This is a genomic window from Amnibacterium sp. CER49 (assembly GCF_029846255.1).
In the GTDB taxonomy this organism is placed as follows: Bacteria; Actinomycetota; Actinomycetes; order Actinomycetales; family Microbacteriaceae; genus Amnibacterium.
In genome coordinates, this window is record NZ_JARVWQ010000001.1 from 1698520 (window position 1) to 1715661 (window position 17142).

Below are 17142 nucleotides of genomic sequence, written 5' to 3' on the forward strand. Positions count from 1 at the left end.
GCATGGACTTCCTCACCTCGCTGCTCACCGACTTCGGGCAGCAGATCCTGTCGTCGGTGACCGCGGCGTTCGCGATCGCCGTGATCGGCCTGAACCTGCACTTCGGCTACACCGGCCTCGTCAACATCGGCCAGGCCGGCTTCATGCTCATCGGGGGATACGGCCTCGCCATCACGGTCGAGCTCGGCGGCGGCTTCTTCCTCGGGGTCGCCGTCGGCCTCGTCGCGGCGGTGCTGTTCGCGCTGATCCTCGGTCTGCCGACCCTCAAGCTGCGCGGCGACTACCTCGCGATCGTCACGATCGCCGCCGCGGAGATCATCCGGATCGTCGGTGACAACCAGTCGCTGTCGCAGTGGACGGGCGGCGCCGCGGGCATCCCCGGGCGCGTCTACCAGGGGGCCTTCACGGCGCTGTCGCCCTTCCCGGACCAGCAGCTCCAGATCGGGCCGTACAACTACCCGCTCACCTCGGGCGACAGCTGGTTCCTCCGCATCGTCTGCTGGGTCGTGCTCGCGATCGTCGTCCTGCTCGTCTGGCTGCTCATGCGCAGCCCGTGGGGCCGCACCGTGAAGGGCATCCGCGAGGACGAGGACGCGATGCGCAGCCTCGGCAAGAACGTGTACCTCGTGAAGCTGCAGTCGCTCGTGCTCGGCGGCGTCATCGGTGCGGCCGGCGGCATGCTCTACGTGCTGTCGTCGTCGGTGCAGGCCGACTCCCTCGGCCGCACGACGACCTTCCTCCTGTACACCTGCCTGCTGCTCGGCGGCGCCGCGACGGTGTTCGGGCCGGTGCTCGGATCCGTGCTGTACTTCATCGTCATCATCGGGCTGAACGACGTGGTCAGCCAGTTCGTGCCGAAGCAGATCATGAACGAGCAGCAGATCCCGCAGTTCGGCTGGATCGTGGTCGGGATCGGCCTCATGCTGCTCGTGATCTTCCGGCCGCAGGGCATCCTCGGCAACAAGAAGGAGCTGTCGTTCGGTGACTGAGCCCGCTCCCGCCGTCCCCGCTCGCGGTCGCCTCGAGGGGTACGACTACGACCGCGCCGCCCTGCGGCGCAAGCTCGCCGAGGTGCCGCAGGAGCCCGGCAGCGCGAAGCCCCAGCCGATCCTCGCCGTCGACGACATCGTGCGGCGCTTCGGCGGCGTCACGGCCGTCGACGTCGACCACCTCGAGGTGCAGCGCGGGGCGATCACCGCGCTCATCGGCCCGAACGGCGCGGGCAAGACCACCTTCTTCAACCTCATCACGGGCTTCGACCGCCCGTCGCGGAAGGAGGAGGGGCGCACGCCGCGGTGGGTGTTCCAGGGCACCGAGCTCGCCTCGACGAGCGCGTTCCGCGTGGCGCAGTCCGGCATGGTGCGCACCTTCCAGCTCACGAAGGCGCTCGAGCGCATGACGGTGATGGACAACATGCTGCTCGGCGCGCAGGACCAGCCGGGGGAGCGCATCCTCACCGCGCTGTTCCGGCCGGCCTGGCGCAAGCGCGAGGCGGAGATCCGCGAGAAGGCGGCCGCCCTGCTCGCGCGCTTCACGCTCGACACGAAGCGTGACGACTACGCCGGCAGCCTCTCGGGGGGCCAGCGCAAGCTGCTCGAGATGGCGCGGGCGCTCATGAGCGACCCGGCGATGATCATGCTCGACGAACCGATGGCCGGCGTGAACCCGGCGCTCACGCAGTCGCTGCTCGGACACATCCAGGACCTGCGCGACCAGGGCACCACCGTGCTCTTCGTCGAGCACGACATGCACATGGTGCGGCACATCTCCGACTGGGTCGTCGTCATGGCCGAGGGCCGCGTCGTGGCCGAGGGGCCGCCCGCGAACGTCATGGCGCACCAGGCCGTCGTCGACGCCTACCTCGGCTCGCACCACGACCAGGACCTCGGCGACGACGCGCTGCTCGACGAGGACTTCGGTCAGGCGGTCGCGGCCGAGGACGCCGAGCGGGAGGGACGCGCCTGATGGTCGCCACGCAGCAGATCGGGACCCCGGTCGTCGACGCCCAGCACCTCGTCGCGGGGTACCTGCCGGGCATCAACATCCTGAACGACTGCAGCCTCACCGCGTACCCCGGCGAGCTGATCGGCATCATCGGGCCGAACGGCGCCGGCAAGTCGACGCTGCTGAAGGCGCTGTTCGGGCTCGTGCCGGTGCGCTCCGGCACCGTGTCGCTGAACGGCGACGACATCACGAACAGCAAGGCGAACCGGCTCGTGCAGGCCGGAGTCGGCTTCGTGCCGCAGACGAACAACGTCTTCCCGTCGCTCACCATCCAGGAGAACCTGCAGATGGGCCTCTTCCTGCGGCCGAAGAAGCTGACCGAGCGGCTCGACGCCATCTACGACCTCTTCCCGGTGCTGTCGCAGCGCCGCGGGCAGCGGGCGGGCGGGCTGTCCGGCGGCGAGCGGCAGTCGGTCGCCATGGCGCGGGCGCTCATGATGGAGCCGTCGGTGCTGCTGCTCGACGAGCCGTCGGCCGGTCTCTCGCCCGTGCGGCAGGACGAGACGTTCATCCGGACGAGGCGGATCAACCGCACCGGGGTGACCGTGATCATGGTCGAGCAGAACGCGCGTCGCTGCCTGCAGATCTGCGACCGCGGCTACGTGCTCGACCAGGGGCGCAACTCCTACACCGGCACCGGGCGGGAGCTCGCCGACGACCCGAAGGTGATCGAGCTCTACCTCGGTACCCTCGCGCAGGACGTGGAGCAGCTGACGGACACCGAGCTCCCGGCCTGACGAGGCGTCCTCGGAGGGGGTGTCCGGGGGCCGAGACCACGGTCCTGCTGCGCCGACTTGACACCCGTCCGAGGCGCTGGGACCTTGACAGCGACCACTCAGAGAGGAGTGCGCTCGCTATGAGCACCACACGCGCCGGCGGTCCGGCCGCCACCAAGGTCCCCGACACCGGCTTGAAGCGGAACATCGGGTTCATCGGCCTCATGTGGGCCTCCGCCGGCTCCATCATCGGGTCCGGCTGGCTCTACGGAGCCGACAAGGGCATCATCCAAGCCGGTCCCGCCGCGATCTTCTCGTGGATCATCGGCGGCGCCGCGATCCTCGTGCTCGCGCTCGTGCACGCCGAGCTCGGCGGCCTGTACCCGATCGCGGGCGGCACCGCCCGGTTCCCGCACCTCGCCTTCGGCGGCGTCGCGGGGGCGTCGTTCGGCTGGTTCTCGTGGCTGCAGGCCGTCACCGTCTCGCCCATCGAGGTGAGCGCGATGATCGGCTACCTGTCGAGCTACGTGCCGTTCGCGAAGGGCTGGCTCGACGACAAGACCGGCGTGCTGACGGCGCCGGGCCTCGTCGCCGCCGTCGTGATCATGATCGTGTTCGTCGCGATCAACTTCCTGTCCGTCAAGGCGCTCGCGAACACGAACAGCGCCGCGACGTGGTGGAAGATCGGCGTCCCGGTCTTCGCGATCCTCGTGCTCGCCCTCTTCAGCTTCCACGGCAGCAACTTCGGCGGCGGCGACGGCTTCGCCCCGCAGGGCCTGAAGGGCGTGCTCGCCGCGATGCCGAACGCGGGCATCATCTTCGCGCTGCTCGGGTTCGAGCAGGCGGACCAGCTCGCGGGGGAGAGCGCGAACCCGCGCCGCGACATCCCGCGTGCGGTCATCGGCTCGGTCGTCATCGGCCTCGTCATCTACCTCGCGCTGCAGATCGTCTTCATCGCGGCGATCCCGACGTCGAAGATGTCGGGCAGCTGGGCGCACATCGGCGCCCAGTTCCTCACGGGACCGTTCGCGCTCGTCGCGACCGCGGCGGGGCTCGCGTGGCTCGCGGCGATCCTCTACATCGACGCGGTCATCTCGCCCGGCGGCACCGGCCTCATCTACTTCACGGCGACGTCGCGCGTCTCGTACGGCCTCAGCAAGAACGGCTACTTCCCGCGCATCTTCGAGGCCGTCACGAACCGCGGCGTGCCCTGGTTCGGTCTCATCGCCGCATGGTTCATCGGCTGCCTCTGCTTCCTGCCCTTCCCGAGCTGGCAGTCGCTCGTCGGCCTCATCACGAGCGCGTCCGTGCTCATGTACGCCGGGGCCCCGCTCGCCTTCGGTGCGTTCCGCAAGCGCCTGCCCGACGTCGAGCGGCCGTACAAGCTGCCCGGGGGTCAGGTGCTCGCCCCGATCGCGTTCATCGTCGCGAACCTGATCATCATGTGGACCGGGTGGACCACCGACTGGCAGCTCGGCGTCGCGATCATCCTCGGGTACGTCGTCATCGTGCTGAACCGGGTCCTCCGGCTGAACTCGACGCCGATCCACCTCGACTGGAAGGCGGCGCAGTGGCTGCCCGTCTACCTGATCGGGCTCGGCCTCATCGTGCTGTTCAGCGACTGGGGCCCGCTCAAGAACCCGCCGATCACGTTCGGCTGGGACATCCTCGTCGTCGCGGTCTTCAGCCTCGGCATCTACTACTGGGCGATCAACGTGGCCGTCTCCCGCGAGGAGATCGAGCGGATCACCGAGGAGACCGCGGTGCGCATGGAGGAGGACGAGCTCATGTCGGAGCCCGGCCCGGCGCACTAGGCCCTGACCCACGTCGAGCAGGTCGGCCGACCCCCCGGAGTCCACAGGTCGGCCGACCTTCGGGCCGGAAGGTCGGCCGACTTGTTCGGCCGACCGGACTGTTCACGACGCCCGGGCAGGGCTTGCCCTTCCCGGCTCATAAACTCGGGGCATGGCGAGCGATCCGTTCGGGTTCCTGGGACTGACCTACGACGACGTGATGCTCCTGCCGGGGCACACCGACGTCATCCCGAGCGACGCCGACACCTCGTCGCGGCTCACGCGCCGCATCCGGCTCGCGGCCCCGCTGCTGTCGTCCGCGATGGACACCGTGACCGAGTCGCGCATGGCGATCGCCATGGCCCGGCAGGGCGGCATCGGCGTGATCCACCGCAACCTCTCGATCGAGGACCAGGCGGCGCACGTCGACCGCGTGAAGCGCAGCGAGTCGGGCATGATCACCGACCCGGTGACGACGACGCCCGACGCCTCCGTGGCCGAGGTCGACCGGCTCTGCGCGCAGTTCCGGGTGAGCGGCCTCCCCGTCGTCGACGCCGCAGGGCTGCTCGTCGGCATCGTCACGAACCGTGACATCCGCTTCGTCTCGCCCTTCGAGAAGGAGACGACGAAGGTCGCCGACGTGATGACGAAGGCCCCGCTCGTCACGGGCCGCGAGGGCATCTCGCCCGGCGACGCGATCGGCCTGCTCGCGCAGCACCGCATCGAGAAGCTGCCGCTCGTCGACGCGAACGGCCGGCTCACCGGCCTCATCACGGTCAAGGACTTCGAGAAGAGCGAGCGCTACCCGAACGCGACGAAGGACGACGCGGGCCGCCTCCGCGTCGGCGCCGCGATCGGCTTCTTCGGCGACGCGTGGGACCGGGCGATGACGCTCGTCGACGCGGGCGTCGACGTGCTCGTCGTCGACACGGCGAACGGCGACAGCGCCGGCGTGCTCGACATCGTGCGGCGCCTCAAGGCCGAGCCGCGTGCCGCGCACGTCGACGTGATCGGCGGCAACGTCGCGACCCGCTCCGGCGCGCAGGCGCTCGTCGACGCGGGCGTCGACGCCGTGAAGGTCGGCGTCGGGCCGGGCTCGATCTGCACCACGCGCGTCGTCGCCGGCGTCGGTGTGCCGCAGGTGACCGCGGTGTACGAGGCGTCGCTCGCCGCGCGCGAGGCCGACGTGCCCGTCATCGCCGACGGCGGCCTGCAGTACTCGGGCGACATCGCGAAGGCGCTCGTCGCGGGCGCCGACACCGTGATGCTCGGCTCGCTGCTCGCCGGCACCGACGAGAGCCCCGGCGACCTCATCTACGTGAACGGCAAGCAGTTCAAGACCTACCGCGGCATGGGCTCGCTCGGCGCGCTGCAGACCCGCGGCAAGAAGACGTCGTACTCGCGCGACCGCTACTTCCAGGCCGACGTGCCGAGCGACGAGCAGCTGATCGCCGAGGGCATCGAGGGCCAGGTGCCGTACCGCGGTCCGGTGGCGAGCGTCGTGTACCAGCTGCTCGGCGGCCTGCGGCAGTCGATGTTCTACGTCGGTGGCCGCACGGTGCCCGAGCTGAAGGACCGCGGCCGCTTCGTCCGCATCACCGCGGCGGGCCTCAAGGAGTCGCACCCGCACGACGTGCAGATGGTCGTCGAGGCCCCGAACTACCGCCGCTGACCCTCCCTCCGCGGAATCCGGGCCGGTTCCGGCAAGACGGGCGTGGAACGACGCCCGGGATGTCGGAGGCCGCCCGGATCCGCGATCGGCGAGGCCGGTGCGCCGCGCGGCGCGGGAGGGCTGACGGCGGTACGGCCGCAGGGCTAGCATCGCGACCGGATATGCGGGCCGAGGGCGGAGGCGCGGTGGACGAGGAACGGCGCCGGGCGCGGCCGCCCTCCATCCGCGACGTCGCGGAAGCTGCCGGGGTGTCGTACCAGACGGTCTCGAGGGTGCTGAACGCTCATCCCCGGATCGCGCCCGCGACGGCCGAGCGGGTGCGCACCGCCATCGACGAGCTCGGCTACCGGCCGAACCGGGCCGCGCGCGCCCTCGTCACCTCCCGGTCGCGCACCATCGGCGTGCTGCTCACCGCCCGGCCCCTGCACGGGCCGTTCAGCTCGTTCCTCGCCATCGATGCGGCCGCGCGCGAGCGCGGGTACGCGGTGTCCGCGAGCCCGAACGCCTCCGACGACCTCGAGGACATCGCCCGCGCCCTCGACTCCCTGCTCGCCCACGGTGTCGAGGGGATCGTCGCGATCGCGCCGCAGGACCGGGCGCGCGATGCGATCCACCGCATCGGCGCCGAGGTGCCGGTGCTCACGCTGCAGGGTTCGCCGGACGAGGTCGACGGCTTCGTCATCGACCAGCGGGGCGGCGCGCGCCTCGCCACCGAGCACCTGATCGGGCTCGGGCACCGGCGCATCCTGCACCTGCCGGGCCCCGCCGGCTGGGCGGAGGCCGAGGAGCGGCGCCGCGGCTACATCGCGACGATGCGCGACCACGGCCTCGAGGTGCTCCTCGCACCGGAGGGGGAGTGGACGCCCGACTCCGGCTACGCCTGCGGCCTGCGCGGCCTCGAGGGCCGCGACGTCACCGCGGTGTTCGCGGCGAACGACGAGATGGCGATCGGGCTGATGGCGGCCGCGGCCGCGCTCGGCCTCGACGTGCCCCGCGACCTCTCGGTCGTCGGATTCGACGACATCCCGTCGTCGCGGTACCTCTCGCCGCCGCTGACGACGGTGCAGCAGGACTTCGCCGAGCTGGGCCGCCGTGCCATCGCGACCCTGCTCGACGAGATCGAGCACGGCGCGCCGCAGCAGTGCCACCCGGCGCTCACGTCCCGCCTGGTCGTGCGCAGCAGCACCGCCGAGGTCACGATCGGGTATGGGCGCGCCCGCGCCGGTTGACCTGGAGATCGGCCGTCGTCATATGATGCGAGCGCCGGTGTGAACGTTTCGCATCGGTGCGCCCCAGAGGAGTGGCGAAGGCCCTGACGGGCCCGCGGCACAGGCGGCGCGACTGCGATCACGAGGGAGTGCAATGGCAGCGATGGGTCCCGGACGGTCAAGCCTCGACCGTCGGAGCCTCCTCAAGGGCATGGGTCTCGGGGCGATCGGCCTGATCAGCGCACCGGCGCTGGCGGCCTGCGCCGGCGGCTCGGGCGGCAGTGGCGGGGGAAGCGGCAGCGGCGGCAGCGGCGGTGGCGGCGGCAGCCTCACCTTCGGTTCCAACGCGTCCGACCCGACGCCGAAGAAGGCGTATGCGGCGTTCGTCTCGGCCTTCGAGAAGAAGTCGAAGGACAAGGTCACCATCAACACGAGCGACCACAACGGCTTCCAGGACAAGATCACGAACTACCTGCAGGGCAGCCCCGACGACGCCTTCACCTGGTTCGCCGGCTACCGCATGCGGTACTACGCGAAGAAGGGCCTCGTCGCCGACATCAGCGATGTGTGGAGCAAGATCGGCGGCAACTACTCCGACGCGCTGAAGAAGGCGTCGACCGGGGACGACGGCAAGCAGTACTTCGTGCCGAACTACAACTACCCGTGGGGCTTCTTCTACCGGAAGTCGTTCTGGCAGCAGAACGGCTGGGCGGTCCCGAAGACCTTCGACGAGCTGATCGCCGTGTCGAAGAAGATGAAGGCGAAGGGCATCATCCCGATCGCGTTCACCGACAAGGACCAGTGGCCCGCCTGCGGCACGTTCGACTACCTGAACATGCGGCTGAACGGCTACCAGTTCCACGTCGACCTCTGCGCCCACAAGGAGGCCTGGAACTCCTCGAAGGTGCAGAAGGTGTTCGACACCTGGAAGGAGCTGCTGCCCTACTACGACCCGAGCGCCGCCGGCCTCACCTGGCAGGAGGGCGCGCAGAAGGTCGGCAAGAAGCAGGCGGGCATGATGCTGCTCGGCTCGTTCATCACGCAGCAGTACACCGACCCGGCCGTGCTCAACGACATCGACTTCTTCCCGTTCCCGGAGGTCGCCGTCGAGGGCACCGACGCGGTCGAGGCCCCCATCGACGGCCTGATGCTGTCGAAGAAGGGCGGCCAGAACCAGGCGGCGAAGGACATGCTCGCGTTCCTCGGAACCGGCGCCGGCCAGCAGGCCTACTACTCGGTCGACAAGTCGAACATCATGACGGCGAAGGACGCGGACACGTCCGGCTACTCGGCGTTCACGAAGAAGCTGGCCGACGTCATCGCGAACGCGAAGTCGATCAGCCAGTTCTTCGACCGCGACGCGCTGCCCGCCATGGCGGCGAACGTGCTCGAGCCCGCGATGCTCAACTTCATCAAGGGGGGCTCGATCAACCTCGCCAACATCGAGTCGCAGGCCAAGACGCTGTACGCGCAGCAGTAGGCGGCGGGCCGATGTCCGCACCGCTCGTCGCGCTCGGTGACACCGAGGTCGGGTCGGGGGCCAAGCAGCCCCCGGCCCGGCGCCGGCGCCTGCGCCAGCTGAACTCCCAGGACCGCATCGTCCTCGGGGTGATGATCGCGATCCCGACGCTCATCCAGGCGGTCCTCGTCTGGCTGCCCACGCTCGGGTCGATCGCGCTGTCGTTCGCGAGGTGGGACGGCCTCGCCCTGTCCGACATCCACGGCAACGGCCTCACGAACTACCGCTTCGTCTTCGCCGAGTCGCCGCAGTTCTGGCCCGCGGTGCTGCACAACGTCACGTGGCTCGCGTTCCTCGCGGTGATCGGCACGCCGCTCGGGCTGCTGCTCGCGGTGCTGCTCGACTCGAAGATCCGCGGCACGCGCATCTACCAGACGATCTTCTTCATGCCGGTGATGCTGTCGCTCGCGCTCATCGGCATCATCTGGGAGCTCGTCTACTCGCAGGACAACGGGCTGCTGAACTTCCTGCTCGGCACGTCCGGCACGCCCCGGGCGATCGACTGGTTCGGCAACTCGCACGTGAACCTGTGGGCGGCGCTCGTGGCCGCCACCTGGCGACATGCGGGCTACATCATGATCCTGTACCTGGCGGGGTTGAAGGGCGTCGACCCGTCGCTGCGCGAGGCGGCGGCGCTCGACGGCGCGAACGGGGCGCAGACGTTCTTCCGGGTCGTCTTCCCGGCCATGGCGCCGACGAACGTGATCATCGTCGTGATCACGGTGATCGAGTCGCTGCGCGCGTTCGACATCGTCTACGTGATCAACCACGGCACGAACGGGCTCGAGCTGCTGTCGGTGCTCGTCGTGCAGTACCTCGTCGGTGAGACGCAGGTGATCGGCATCGGCTCGGCGTTCGCGGTGGTGCTGCTCGTGATCTCGCTCGTGCCGATCGTGATCTACCTGTCCCGCACGTTCAGCACGAAGGAGCGGTGACCGTGACGACCACCAGCTCGACGGCCCGCGCCGCGCGGCCGAAGGACGACGCGCGGGACCAGGCGGTGGCCCGGACGCGCTCGAAGCGCGGCGGGACCGTCTGGCCGACGTACCTGTTCCTCACCGTCATGGCGGTGATGTGGCTGATCCCGCTGCTGTGGGCCGTCTACACGTCGCTGCGGCCGAAGGCCGACACCGACAGGTACGGCTACTTCAGCGTCGCCGGCGCGTTCAACCTGCAGAACTACATCGACGCGTGGAACCAGGGCGGGTTCATCACCTACTTCGGCAACTCGGTGCTCATCACCGTGCCGACGGTGATCCTCACCCTGCTGTTCGCGTCGATGATGGCGTTCGCGGTGAGCCGCTACTCGTGGCGGTTCAACGTGACGCTGCTCATCATGTTCACCGCCGGCAACCTGCTGCCGCCCCAGGTGCTCGCCACCCCGCTGTTCGAGATGTTCAAGCTCGTGCAGCTGCCGTACTCGATCTCCGACTCCGGCACGCTGCTGAACCAGCTCTACAGCGTGATCGCGGCGAACACCGCCTTCCAGATCGGCTTCTGCACCTTCGTGCTGTCCAACTACATGAAGGCGATCCCGATGGAGCTGTCCGAGGCGGCCCGCGTCGACGGCGCGGGCGTGTGGACGCAGTACTGGCGGGTGATCATGCCGCTCACCCGGCCGGCGCTCGCGGCCCTCGGCACGCTCGAGGTCATCTTCATCTACAACGACTACTTCTGGCCGCTGATCCTCATCCAGACCGGCAACAAGCTGCCGATCACGACGGCGATCAACAACCTGCAGGGGCAGTTCCTGTCGAACTACAACCTGCTCGCGGCCGGGGCGGTCATCACCGTGATCCCGACGCTGATCATCTACCTGGCGCTGCAGCGCCAGTTCATCGCGGGCCTCACACTCGGCGCCAACAAGGGCTGAACCACCATGGAGGCGCGGCGGGGATCCGTTCCCGCCGCGCCTTCCCGCTGCTCGAACCCGAGGGGGATCCGTGCCCGCACCGCACCGCCTGGCGAACGGCGGCGTCGCCCTGTACCTCGACACCACCGGTGACGACCCCGTGGTCGTGCACTGGGGGGCCGATCTCGGCGACGTCGACCTCGACCCCGCCCTGCTGCTCCCGCCCGTCGCGCACTCGATGTTCGACGACCCGGTGCGCCCGAGCCTGCTGCCGCAGCTCTCCCGCGGCTGGCGGGGGCGGCCTGCGATCCGTGGCAGCCGCGGCGGCCGCGACTTCTCCCCACGCCTCGCGCTCACCGGCATCGAGGGCGACGGGACGGGGTGCACGCTGCGCCTCGCCGACGGCGAGACGCGCCTCGAGGCCGAGGTGGGGCTCGCGCTCACGCCGTCCGGGCTGCTGCTCGTCGACCTCGCGGTCACGAACGCGGGCGAGGGCGACTACGTGCTCGACCGCGCCGAGGTCGCGCTGCCCGTGCCGGCGCACGCCGCCGAGTCGCTCGACACCACCGGCCGGTGGATCCGTGAGAAGGCGCCGCAGCGCCGGCCGATCCAGCAGGGCACCTGGGTGCGCAGCGGGCGGCACGGCCGCACCGGGCACGACGCGCCCGCCGTGATGGCCGCCGGCACGGCGGGCTTCGGGTGGCGCACGGGCGAGGTCTGGGCGGTGCACCTCGGCTGGAGCGGCGACTTCGAGGCCTTCGTCGACCGGATCGGCAGCGGCGACACCCTGCTCGGCGCGGGCGAGCTGCTGCAGCCGGGCGAGGTCGCGCTCGCGCCGGGGGAGACCTACCGCGCGCCGACCGTCTACGCGGCGTGGTCGCCCGCCGGGCTCGACGGGGTCAGCGCGCGCTTCCACGACTGGCTCCGGGCCCGGCCGACGCACCCGTCGGCCCCGCGGCCCGTCGTGCTGAACACCTGGGAGGCCGTCTACTTCGCCCACGACCTCGGCACCCTGCAGGAGCTCGCCGACACGGCGGCGTCCCTCGGGGTCGAGCGCTTCGTGCTCGACGACGGCTGGTTCACGGGGCGCCGTCACGACCGCGCGGGGCTCGGCGACTGGCAGGTCGACGAGACGGTCTGGCCGGACGGCCTCACGCCGCTCATCGAGCACGTCAAGGACCGCGGCATGCAGTTCGGGCTCTGGGTCGAGCCGGAGATGATCAACGAGGACTCCGACCTCGCGCGGTCGCACCCCGACTGGATCTCGACGCCCGGCACCCGGATGCCGCAGGAGTGGCGGCACCAGCAGGTCGTCGACCTCGCGAACCCCGCCGCGTGGCAGCACATCCTCGAGGCGCTCGACGCGATCCTCACCGAGAACGCGATCGACTACCTGAAGTGGGACCAGAACCGCGACCAGCTCGAGCTCGGTTCCGGCGGCCGCGCCTCGACCCACGAGCAGACGCTCGCCGCGTACCGGCTGCTCGACGAGCTGAAGCGGCGCCACCCGTCGGTCGAGATCGAGAGCTGCTCGTCGGGCGGCGCCCGCGTCGACCTCGGGATCCTCGCCCGCACGGACCGCATCTGGACCTCCGACACGAACGACGCCCTCGAGCGCCAGCAGATCCAGCGGTGGACCGAGCTGCTCGTGCCGCCGGAGCTCGTCGGCGCGCACGTGGGACCGACCCGCTCGCACAGCACGGGGCGCGTGCACGACATCGGATTCCGCGCGACCACGGCGATGTTCGGGCACTTCGGCATCGAGTGGGACGTGCGGCAGGCGAGCGACGACGAGCGCACCCGGCTCGCCGAGGCGATCCGCGTCCACAAGGCGCACCGCGAGCTGATCGCGACCGGCCGCATGGTCCGGATGGACTCGCCGGACCCCGCCCTCCAGGTCACGGGCGTCGTCGCGCAGGACGGCTCGTCGGCGCTGTTCTCCGTCGCGGCGCTCGCGACGAGCCTGAACGAGGTGCCCGTGCCGGTCCGCTTCGGCGGCCTCGACCCCGACCGCGCCTACCGCGTCGAGCTCGCGCTGCCGCCGGGCCCGCACGCGCTCAGCGGGCGCGCTGGCGTCGCCTGGATCGATGCCCGGCCCGTCCTGCCTGGCCGGGTGCTCGCCGAGATCGGGCTGCCGATGCCGATCCTCAACCCGGAGCAGGCGCTCCTCCTCACCCTCACCGCATGACCGGAGGTCCCGTGCTCGATCCCGCCTCGATCGTCGGCGACGGGGCCCTGCCGCCGCGCGCCCGATTCACCACCGACGCCCCGGTGCTGTCGCTGAACGGCTCGTGGCGATTCCTGCTGTCCCCATCGCTCGCGGACGCGCCGCAGGGCGTCGGCGATCCGGGGTTCGACGACTCGTCCTGGGGGACCCTCGAGGTGCCGTCGAGCTGGCCGATGGCGGGCCACGGCGCCCCGGCGTACACGAACACGGTGTTCCCCTTCCCGGTCGACCCCCCGCACGTGCCCGACGAGAACCCGGTGGGGGACCTCCGCCGCACCTTCTCCTGGGACGGCGGTCCCGCGATCCTGCGCCTGGACGGCGTCGACGCCGCCGGCGAGATCTGGCTGAACGGGCACCGCCTCGGCTCGACCCGGGGCAGCCGCCTCGTGCACGAGTTCGACGCGACCGCCGCGCTCGTGCCGGGGGAGAACCTCCTCGTGCTGCGGGTGACGCAGTGGGCGGCGACCAGCTACCTCGAGGACCAGGACATGTGGTGGCTGCCGGGCGTCTTCCGCGACGTCACGCTGCAGTCCGCGCCCCCCGGTGGCCTCGACGAGGTCGTCGTGCAGGCCGACTGGTCCGACGGCGCCGGGCTGCTGCGGGTCGACGCCCGCACCCGGGACGGTGCCACCGCCACGGTGGCGGTCCCGTCGCTCGGGCTCGAGGGCCTCGAGCCGGGCGTCGCGCACCGGGTCGAGGGCGCGCGGCCGTGGACGGCCGAGACGCCCGACCTCGTCGACGTCGTCGTGACGACGGGCGCCGAGACGGCGACGCTGCGGGCGGGCTTCCGCACGATCACGATCGAGGACGCGCAGCTCAAGGTGAACGGGCAGCGCATCCGTATCCGTGGCGTGAACCGGCACGAGCACCACCCCGATTCCGGCCGCGTCGTGCCCGCCGCGACCATGCGGGACGAGCTGCTGCTCATGAAGCGCTCGAACGTGAACGCGATCCGCACCTCGCACTACCCGCCGCACCCCGACCTCCCCGGCCTCGCCGACGAGCTCGGCTTCTACCTCGTCGACGAGTGCGACCTCGAGACGCACGGCTTCCTCCACGTCGGCTGGCGCGGCAACCCGAGCGACGACCCCGACTGGGAGCCCGCGTACGTCGACCGCATGACCCGGACGGTCGCCCGCGACCGCAACCACCCGAGCGTGATCCTGTGGTCGCTCGGCAACGAGGCGGGCACGGGCGGCAACCTCGAGGCGTCCGCCCGCCGGGCGAAGGAGCTCGACCCGTCGCGGCCCGTGCACTACGAGGGTGACTGGTCGAGCACCTACGTCGACGTCTACTCGCGCATGTACGCGCACCAGGACGAGGTCGACGCGATCGGCCGGCAGGCGGAGGAGCCGCTGCCCGATGCGGCCGCCGACGCGCACCGCCGGGCGCTGCCCTTCCTGCTCTGCGAGTACATCCACGCGATGGGCAACGGCCCCGGCGGCATCGACGAGTACGAGGCGAGCTTCCGCCGGTACCCGCGCGCCCAGGGCGGGTTCGTGTGGGAGTGGCTCGAGCACGGCATCCGCCGCCGCACGGCCGACGGCCGGGAGTGGTTCGCCTACGGCGGCGACTTCGGGGAGCCGCTGCACGACGGCAACTTCGTGGCCGACGGCCTCGTCGACGCCGACCGGCACCCGCGGCCGGGCCTCGCCGACGTGAAGAAGGCCTACGAGCCGGTGCACCTCGCCGTGACGGGCGACGCGGTCGCGGTGGAGAACGCCTTCGACTTCCGCGGCCTCGCGGGCCTCGCGCTCGAGTGGCGCGTCGAGGGCACGGACGCCGCAGGCTCGATCGAGCTGCCGGACGTCGCGCCGCACGAGACGGCGCGGATACCGCTGCCGGACCCCGCCCGGGGCGACGGGGTGGTCACCGTGCGGCTCGTCACGACGACGCCGTCGCCCTGGGCACCCGCCGGGCACGAGCTCACCTTCGCCCAGTCGGGCGCGCAGCCCGTGCCCGCGCCGCCCGAGGAGGGCGTCGCACCCGTCGTCGACGGCCGCGCGGTGACGCTCGGCCCCGCCCGGTTCGACGGCGCGACCGGCCGTCTCGTCGCACTCGGCGACCTGCCGCTGCCGGGCCTCGACCTGACCCTGTGGCGCGCACCCACCGACAACGACCGCGGCGTCGGCACCGACCGCCGCGACCGGGGACTCCCGTCGGACGCCGACGGCTGGCAGCGTGAGGCGCTGCACCGCCTCCGCCGCCGCCTCGTCTCGGTCACGGCCGCAGGGAGCGCGCTCGAGGTCGTGACCCGCGTCGGGCCCGCGGCCACCGACGCGCACGTGGTCGTCACGGAGCGCTGGACGAGCGACGGTGCGGCGCTCGGGCTCGACGTCACGGTCGAGCCGCACGGCGACTGGCCCTTCGGGTGGGCGCGCGTCGGGCTCGAGCTGCTGCTGCAGTTCCGGCCGGCGGGGATCGCCTGGGACGGCTACGGGCCCGGCCAGCGCTACCCGGACACGGGCGGATCGCAGCGCCTCGGCTCGTGGACGGTCGGCGACCTCCTCGAGCTGCACACCGACTACGTGCGGCCGCAGGAGAACGGGTCGCGCTCGGGCTGCACCCGGCTCGACGTCGGCGCGCCGGGCCGCGGGTTCACCGTGACGGGCGACGGGTTCAGCTTCACGGCGAGCCCGTGGACGTCGGCCGAGCTCGCCGGTGCGGCGCATCCGATCGACCTGCCGGACGCGACCGACCGCTGCCGGCTCGTGCTCGACCTCGCCGAGCACGGCATCGGCACCGCCTCGTGCGGGCCCGGCGTGCTGCCGCGCCACCGCCTCGACGCGCGGCGGGTGACGGGGCGGCTCGCGTTCACACCGCGCTGAGCGACCAGGGGCGCGCGACGACGTGCTCGCGGTCGGCGACCAGCCGGTCGGCGACCGCGAGCACGTCGCGCAGCGCATCGGTACCGGCGATCGCCGTGCCGAGGCGCCTCGCGGCGGCCCGGTAGCGGCCGTTCTCGAGCACGGCGTCGACCGCCTCGCGCACCGCCTCCGGCCGGGGGCGCTGCTGCTTGAGGTCGATGCCGGCGCCGGACCAGCCCACGCGCGCGTTCACCTCACCCTTGTCCTCGCTCGTGCCGGAGACCACGAGGGGCAGCCCGTGGCGGAGCGCCGCGTGCACCGAGCCGTAGCCGCCGTTCGTCACCATCACGCTCGCGGAGGCGAGCAGGTGGTCGTAGGGCAGGAAGCGCTCGACGCGGACGTTCTCGGGCAGCGGGCCGCCGTAGGCCTCCTCGACGGCGGCGGGCGGAGGGCCGCCGGTCGTCACGACGACGAGCAGCCCGCTGTCCTCGAGCGCCCGGATCGCCGGGACGACGAGCTCGGTGAAGTCCTCGTTCGCATAGGTGCCCTGGGTGACGGCGACGATCGGCCGTCGGTCCGAGTAGTCCCACCAGGCGGGGAGCTCGCCGAACGCCGGCGCTGGCAGCGGTCCCACGAAGCGCACCTTCGGCGGCAGCGCCCGGCGCGGGTACTCGAACTGCGGCACCGTCAGCTGCGCGTACGCGTCGACCTCGAGCGCGAGCTCGAACAGGTGACCCTTCAGGCGCACGCCGGTGAGCCGCTGCACCTCCTGGCGGAAGCGCCGCGTCACCGGAGCGAGCACCGCACGCGCCGCGGCGTCGAGCAGCACGTTGCGCAGCTCGTTCAGCGGCGGCTCGATCGGCGGCAGCGCGAGGCCGTACGGCGGCGCGTCGGGGCTCGGCAGCATGAGCGGGAAGAGGCCGACCGAGAGCACTGCGGGACGCTCGGCGCGGGGGAGCAGGCCGAGGATCGAGGAGCCGACGAACAGCGGCTCGGTGATGACGAGGTCGATGCCGAGGGCGTCGACGAGTCCGCGGACCGTGCGGAAGTCGATCTCGATCGGGTCGAGGAACAGGGACTCGAGCAGCTTCGCGATGCCCTGCACGCCCGAGCCGGGAGCGCGGCCGGGCACCGGCGTGCCCTCGTCGTAGGGCAGTCGCACGTAGTGCGCGCCCGCGGCCTCGATGCGCCCGCGGAACGCCTCGCCCGAGAGGAAGTGCACGTCGTGACCCGCCGCCACGAGCGCACGCGCGATCTCGGTGAGCGGGAGCACGAACCCCGCCTGCCGGGCGCTCGTGATCAGGATGCGGGCCACACCCCATCGTGCCGCGGGCGCCCCCGGTT

12 protein-coding genes are annotated in these 17142 nt (G+C 71.6%); 11 read left to right on the forward strand and 1 reads right to left on the reverse strand.

Annotated features, from left to right (window positions below; all coding sequences use genetic code 11):
- The first annotated feature begins 2 nt into the window (after nt 1-2).
- The 11 genes from QDR37_RS08350 to QDR37_RS08400 all read left to right on the forward strand — a co-directional run bounded on the left by QDR37_RS08350 (nt 3) and on the right by QDR37_RS08400 (nt 15819).
- The gene (locus QDR37_RS08350) at nt 3-989 is read left to right on the forward strand and encodes a branched-chain amino acid ABC transporter permease (RefSeq protein ID WP_279713166.1); all 987 of its coding nucleotides are present in this window, start codon (nt 3-5) and stop codon (nt 987-989) included.
- 61 nt (nt 990-1050) lie between these two features.
- Entirely contained in the window at nt 1051-1965 is a 915-nt protein-coding gene (locus QDR37_RS08355) for an ABC transporter ATP-binding protein (RefSeq protein ID WP_279713589.1), read from the forward strand.
- Nucleotides 1965-2741, forward strand: a complete 777-nt coding sequence (locus QDR37_RS08360; protein WP_279713167.1) for an ABC transporter ATP-binding protein — start codon at nt 1965-1967, stop codon at nt 2739-2741. Before QDR37_RS08355 ends, QDR37_RS08360 begins: the two co-directional genes overlap by 1 nt.
- Nucleotides 2742-2860: 119 nt before the next feature.
- On the forward strand, nt 2861-4534 hold the full coding sequence (locus QDR37_RS08365; protein ID WP_279713168.1) for an APC family permease: 1674 nt from the start codon (nt 2861-2863) through the stop codon (nt 4532-4534).
- Between the two features lie 151 nt (nt 4535-4685).
- Nucleotides 4686-6185, forward strand: coding sequence for an IMP dehydrogenase (gene guaB, locus QDR37_RS08370; RefSeq protein ID WP_279713169.1), 1500 nt, complete (start codon nt 4686-4688; stop codon nt 6183-6185).
- Between the two features lie 185 nt (nt 6186-6370).
- Complete coding sequence (locus QDR37_RS08375; protein ID WP_279713170.1) at nt 6371-7414, forward strand: LacI family DNA-binding transcriptional regulator; 1044 nt, start codon at nt 6371-6373, stop codon at nt 7412-7414.
- Between the two features lie 190 nt (nt 7415-7604).
- Complete coding sequence (locus QDR37_RS08380) at nt 7605-8873, forward strand: extracellular solute-binding protein (protein ID WP_279713172.1); 1269 nt, start codon at nt 7605-7607, stop codon at nt 8871-8873.
- Nucleotides 8874-8884: 11 nt separating this feature from the next.
- Complete coding sequence (locus QDR37_RS08385; RefSeq protein ID WP_279713173.1) at nt 8885-9847, forward strand: sugar ABC transporter permease; 963 nt, start codon at nt 8885-8887, stop codon at nt 9845-9847.
- A 2-nt stretch (nt 9848-9849) separates the two neighbouring features.
- Nucleotides 9850-10785 (forward strand): carbohydrate ABC transporter permease, encoded by a 936-nt coding sequence (locus tag QDR37_RS08390; RefSeq protein WP_279713174.1) that lies wholly within the window; start codon nt 9850-9852, stop codon nt 10783-10785.
- 70 nt (nt 10786-10855) lie between these two features.
- Entirely contained in the window at nt 10856-12952 is a 2097-nt protein-coding gene (locus QDR37_RS08395) for an alpha-galactosidase (RefSeq protein WP_279713175.1), read from the forward strand.
- Nucleotides 12949-15819, forward strand: coding sequence for a glycoside hydrolase family 2 TIM barrel-domain containing protein (locus QDR37_RS08400; protein WP_279713176.1), 2871 nt, complete (start codon nt 12949-12951; stop codon nt 15817-15819). The genes QDR37_RS08395 and QDR37_RS08400 overlap by 4 nt, the downstream gene beginning before the upstream one ends.
- Here QDR37_RS08400 and QDR37_RS08405 read toward each other — a convergent pair.
- Entirely contained in the window at nt 15806-17113 is a 1308-nt protein-coding gene (locus QDR37_RS08405) for a glycosyltransferase (protein WP_279713177.1), read from the reverse strand. The genes QDR37_RS08400 and QDR37_RS08405 overlap by 14 nt on opposite strands.
- Nucleotides 17114-17142: the final 29 nt, after the last annotated feature.

Bases quoted from the DNA above. Each gene is read 5' to 3' on its own strand.
- guaB (WP_279713169.1), top strand. From the start codon at position 4,686: ATGGCGAGCGATCCGTTCGGGTTCCTGGGACTGACCTACGACGACGTG.
- QDR37_RS08360 (WP_279713167.1), top strand. From the start codon at position 1,965: ATGGTCGCCACGCAGCAGATCGGGACCCCGGTCGTCGACGCCCAGCAC.
- QDR37_RS08380 (WP_279713172.1), top strand. From the start codon at position 7,605: ATGGGTCTCGGGGCGATCGGCCTGATCAGCGCACCGGCGCTGGCGGCC.
- QDR37_RS08400 (WP_279713176.1), top strand. From the start codon at position 12,949: ATGACCGGAGGTCCCGTGCTCGATCCCGCCTCGATCGTCGGCGACGGG.
- QDR37_RS08350 (WP_279713166.1), top strand. From the start codon at position 3: ATGGACTTCCTCACCTCGCTGCTCACCGACTTCGGGCAGCAGATCCTG.
- QDR37_RS08365 (WP_279713168.1), top strand. From the start codon at position 2,861: ATGAGCACCACACGCGCCGGCGGTCCGGCCGCCACCAAGGTCCCCGAC.
- QDR37_RS08385 (WP_279713173.1), top strand. From the start codon at position 8,885: ATGTCCGCACCGCTCGTCGCGCTCGGTGACACCGAGGTCGGGTCGGGG.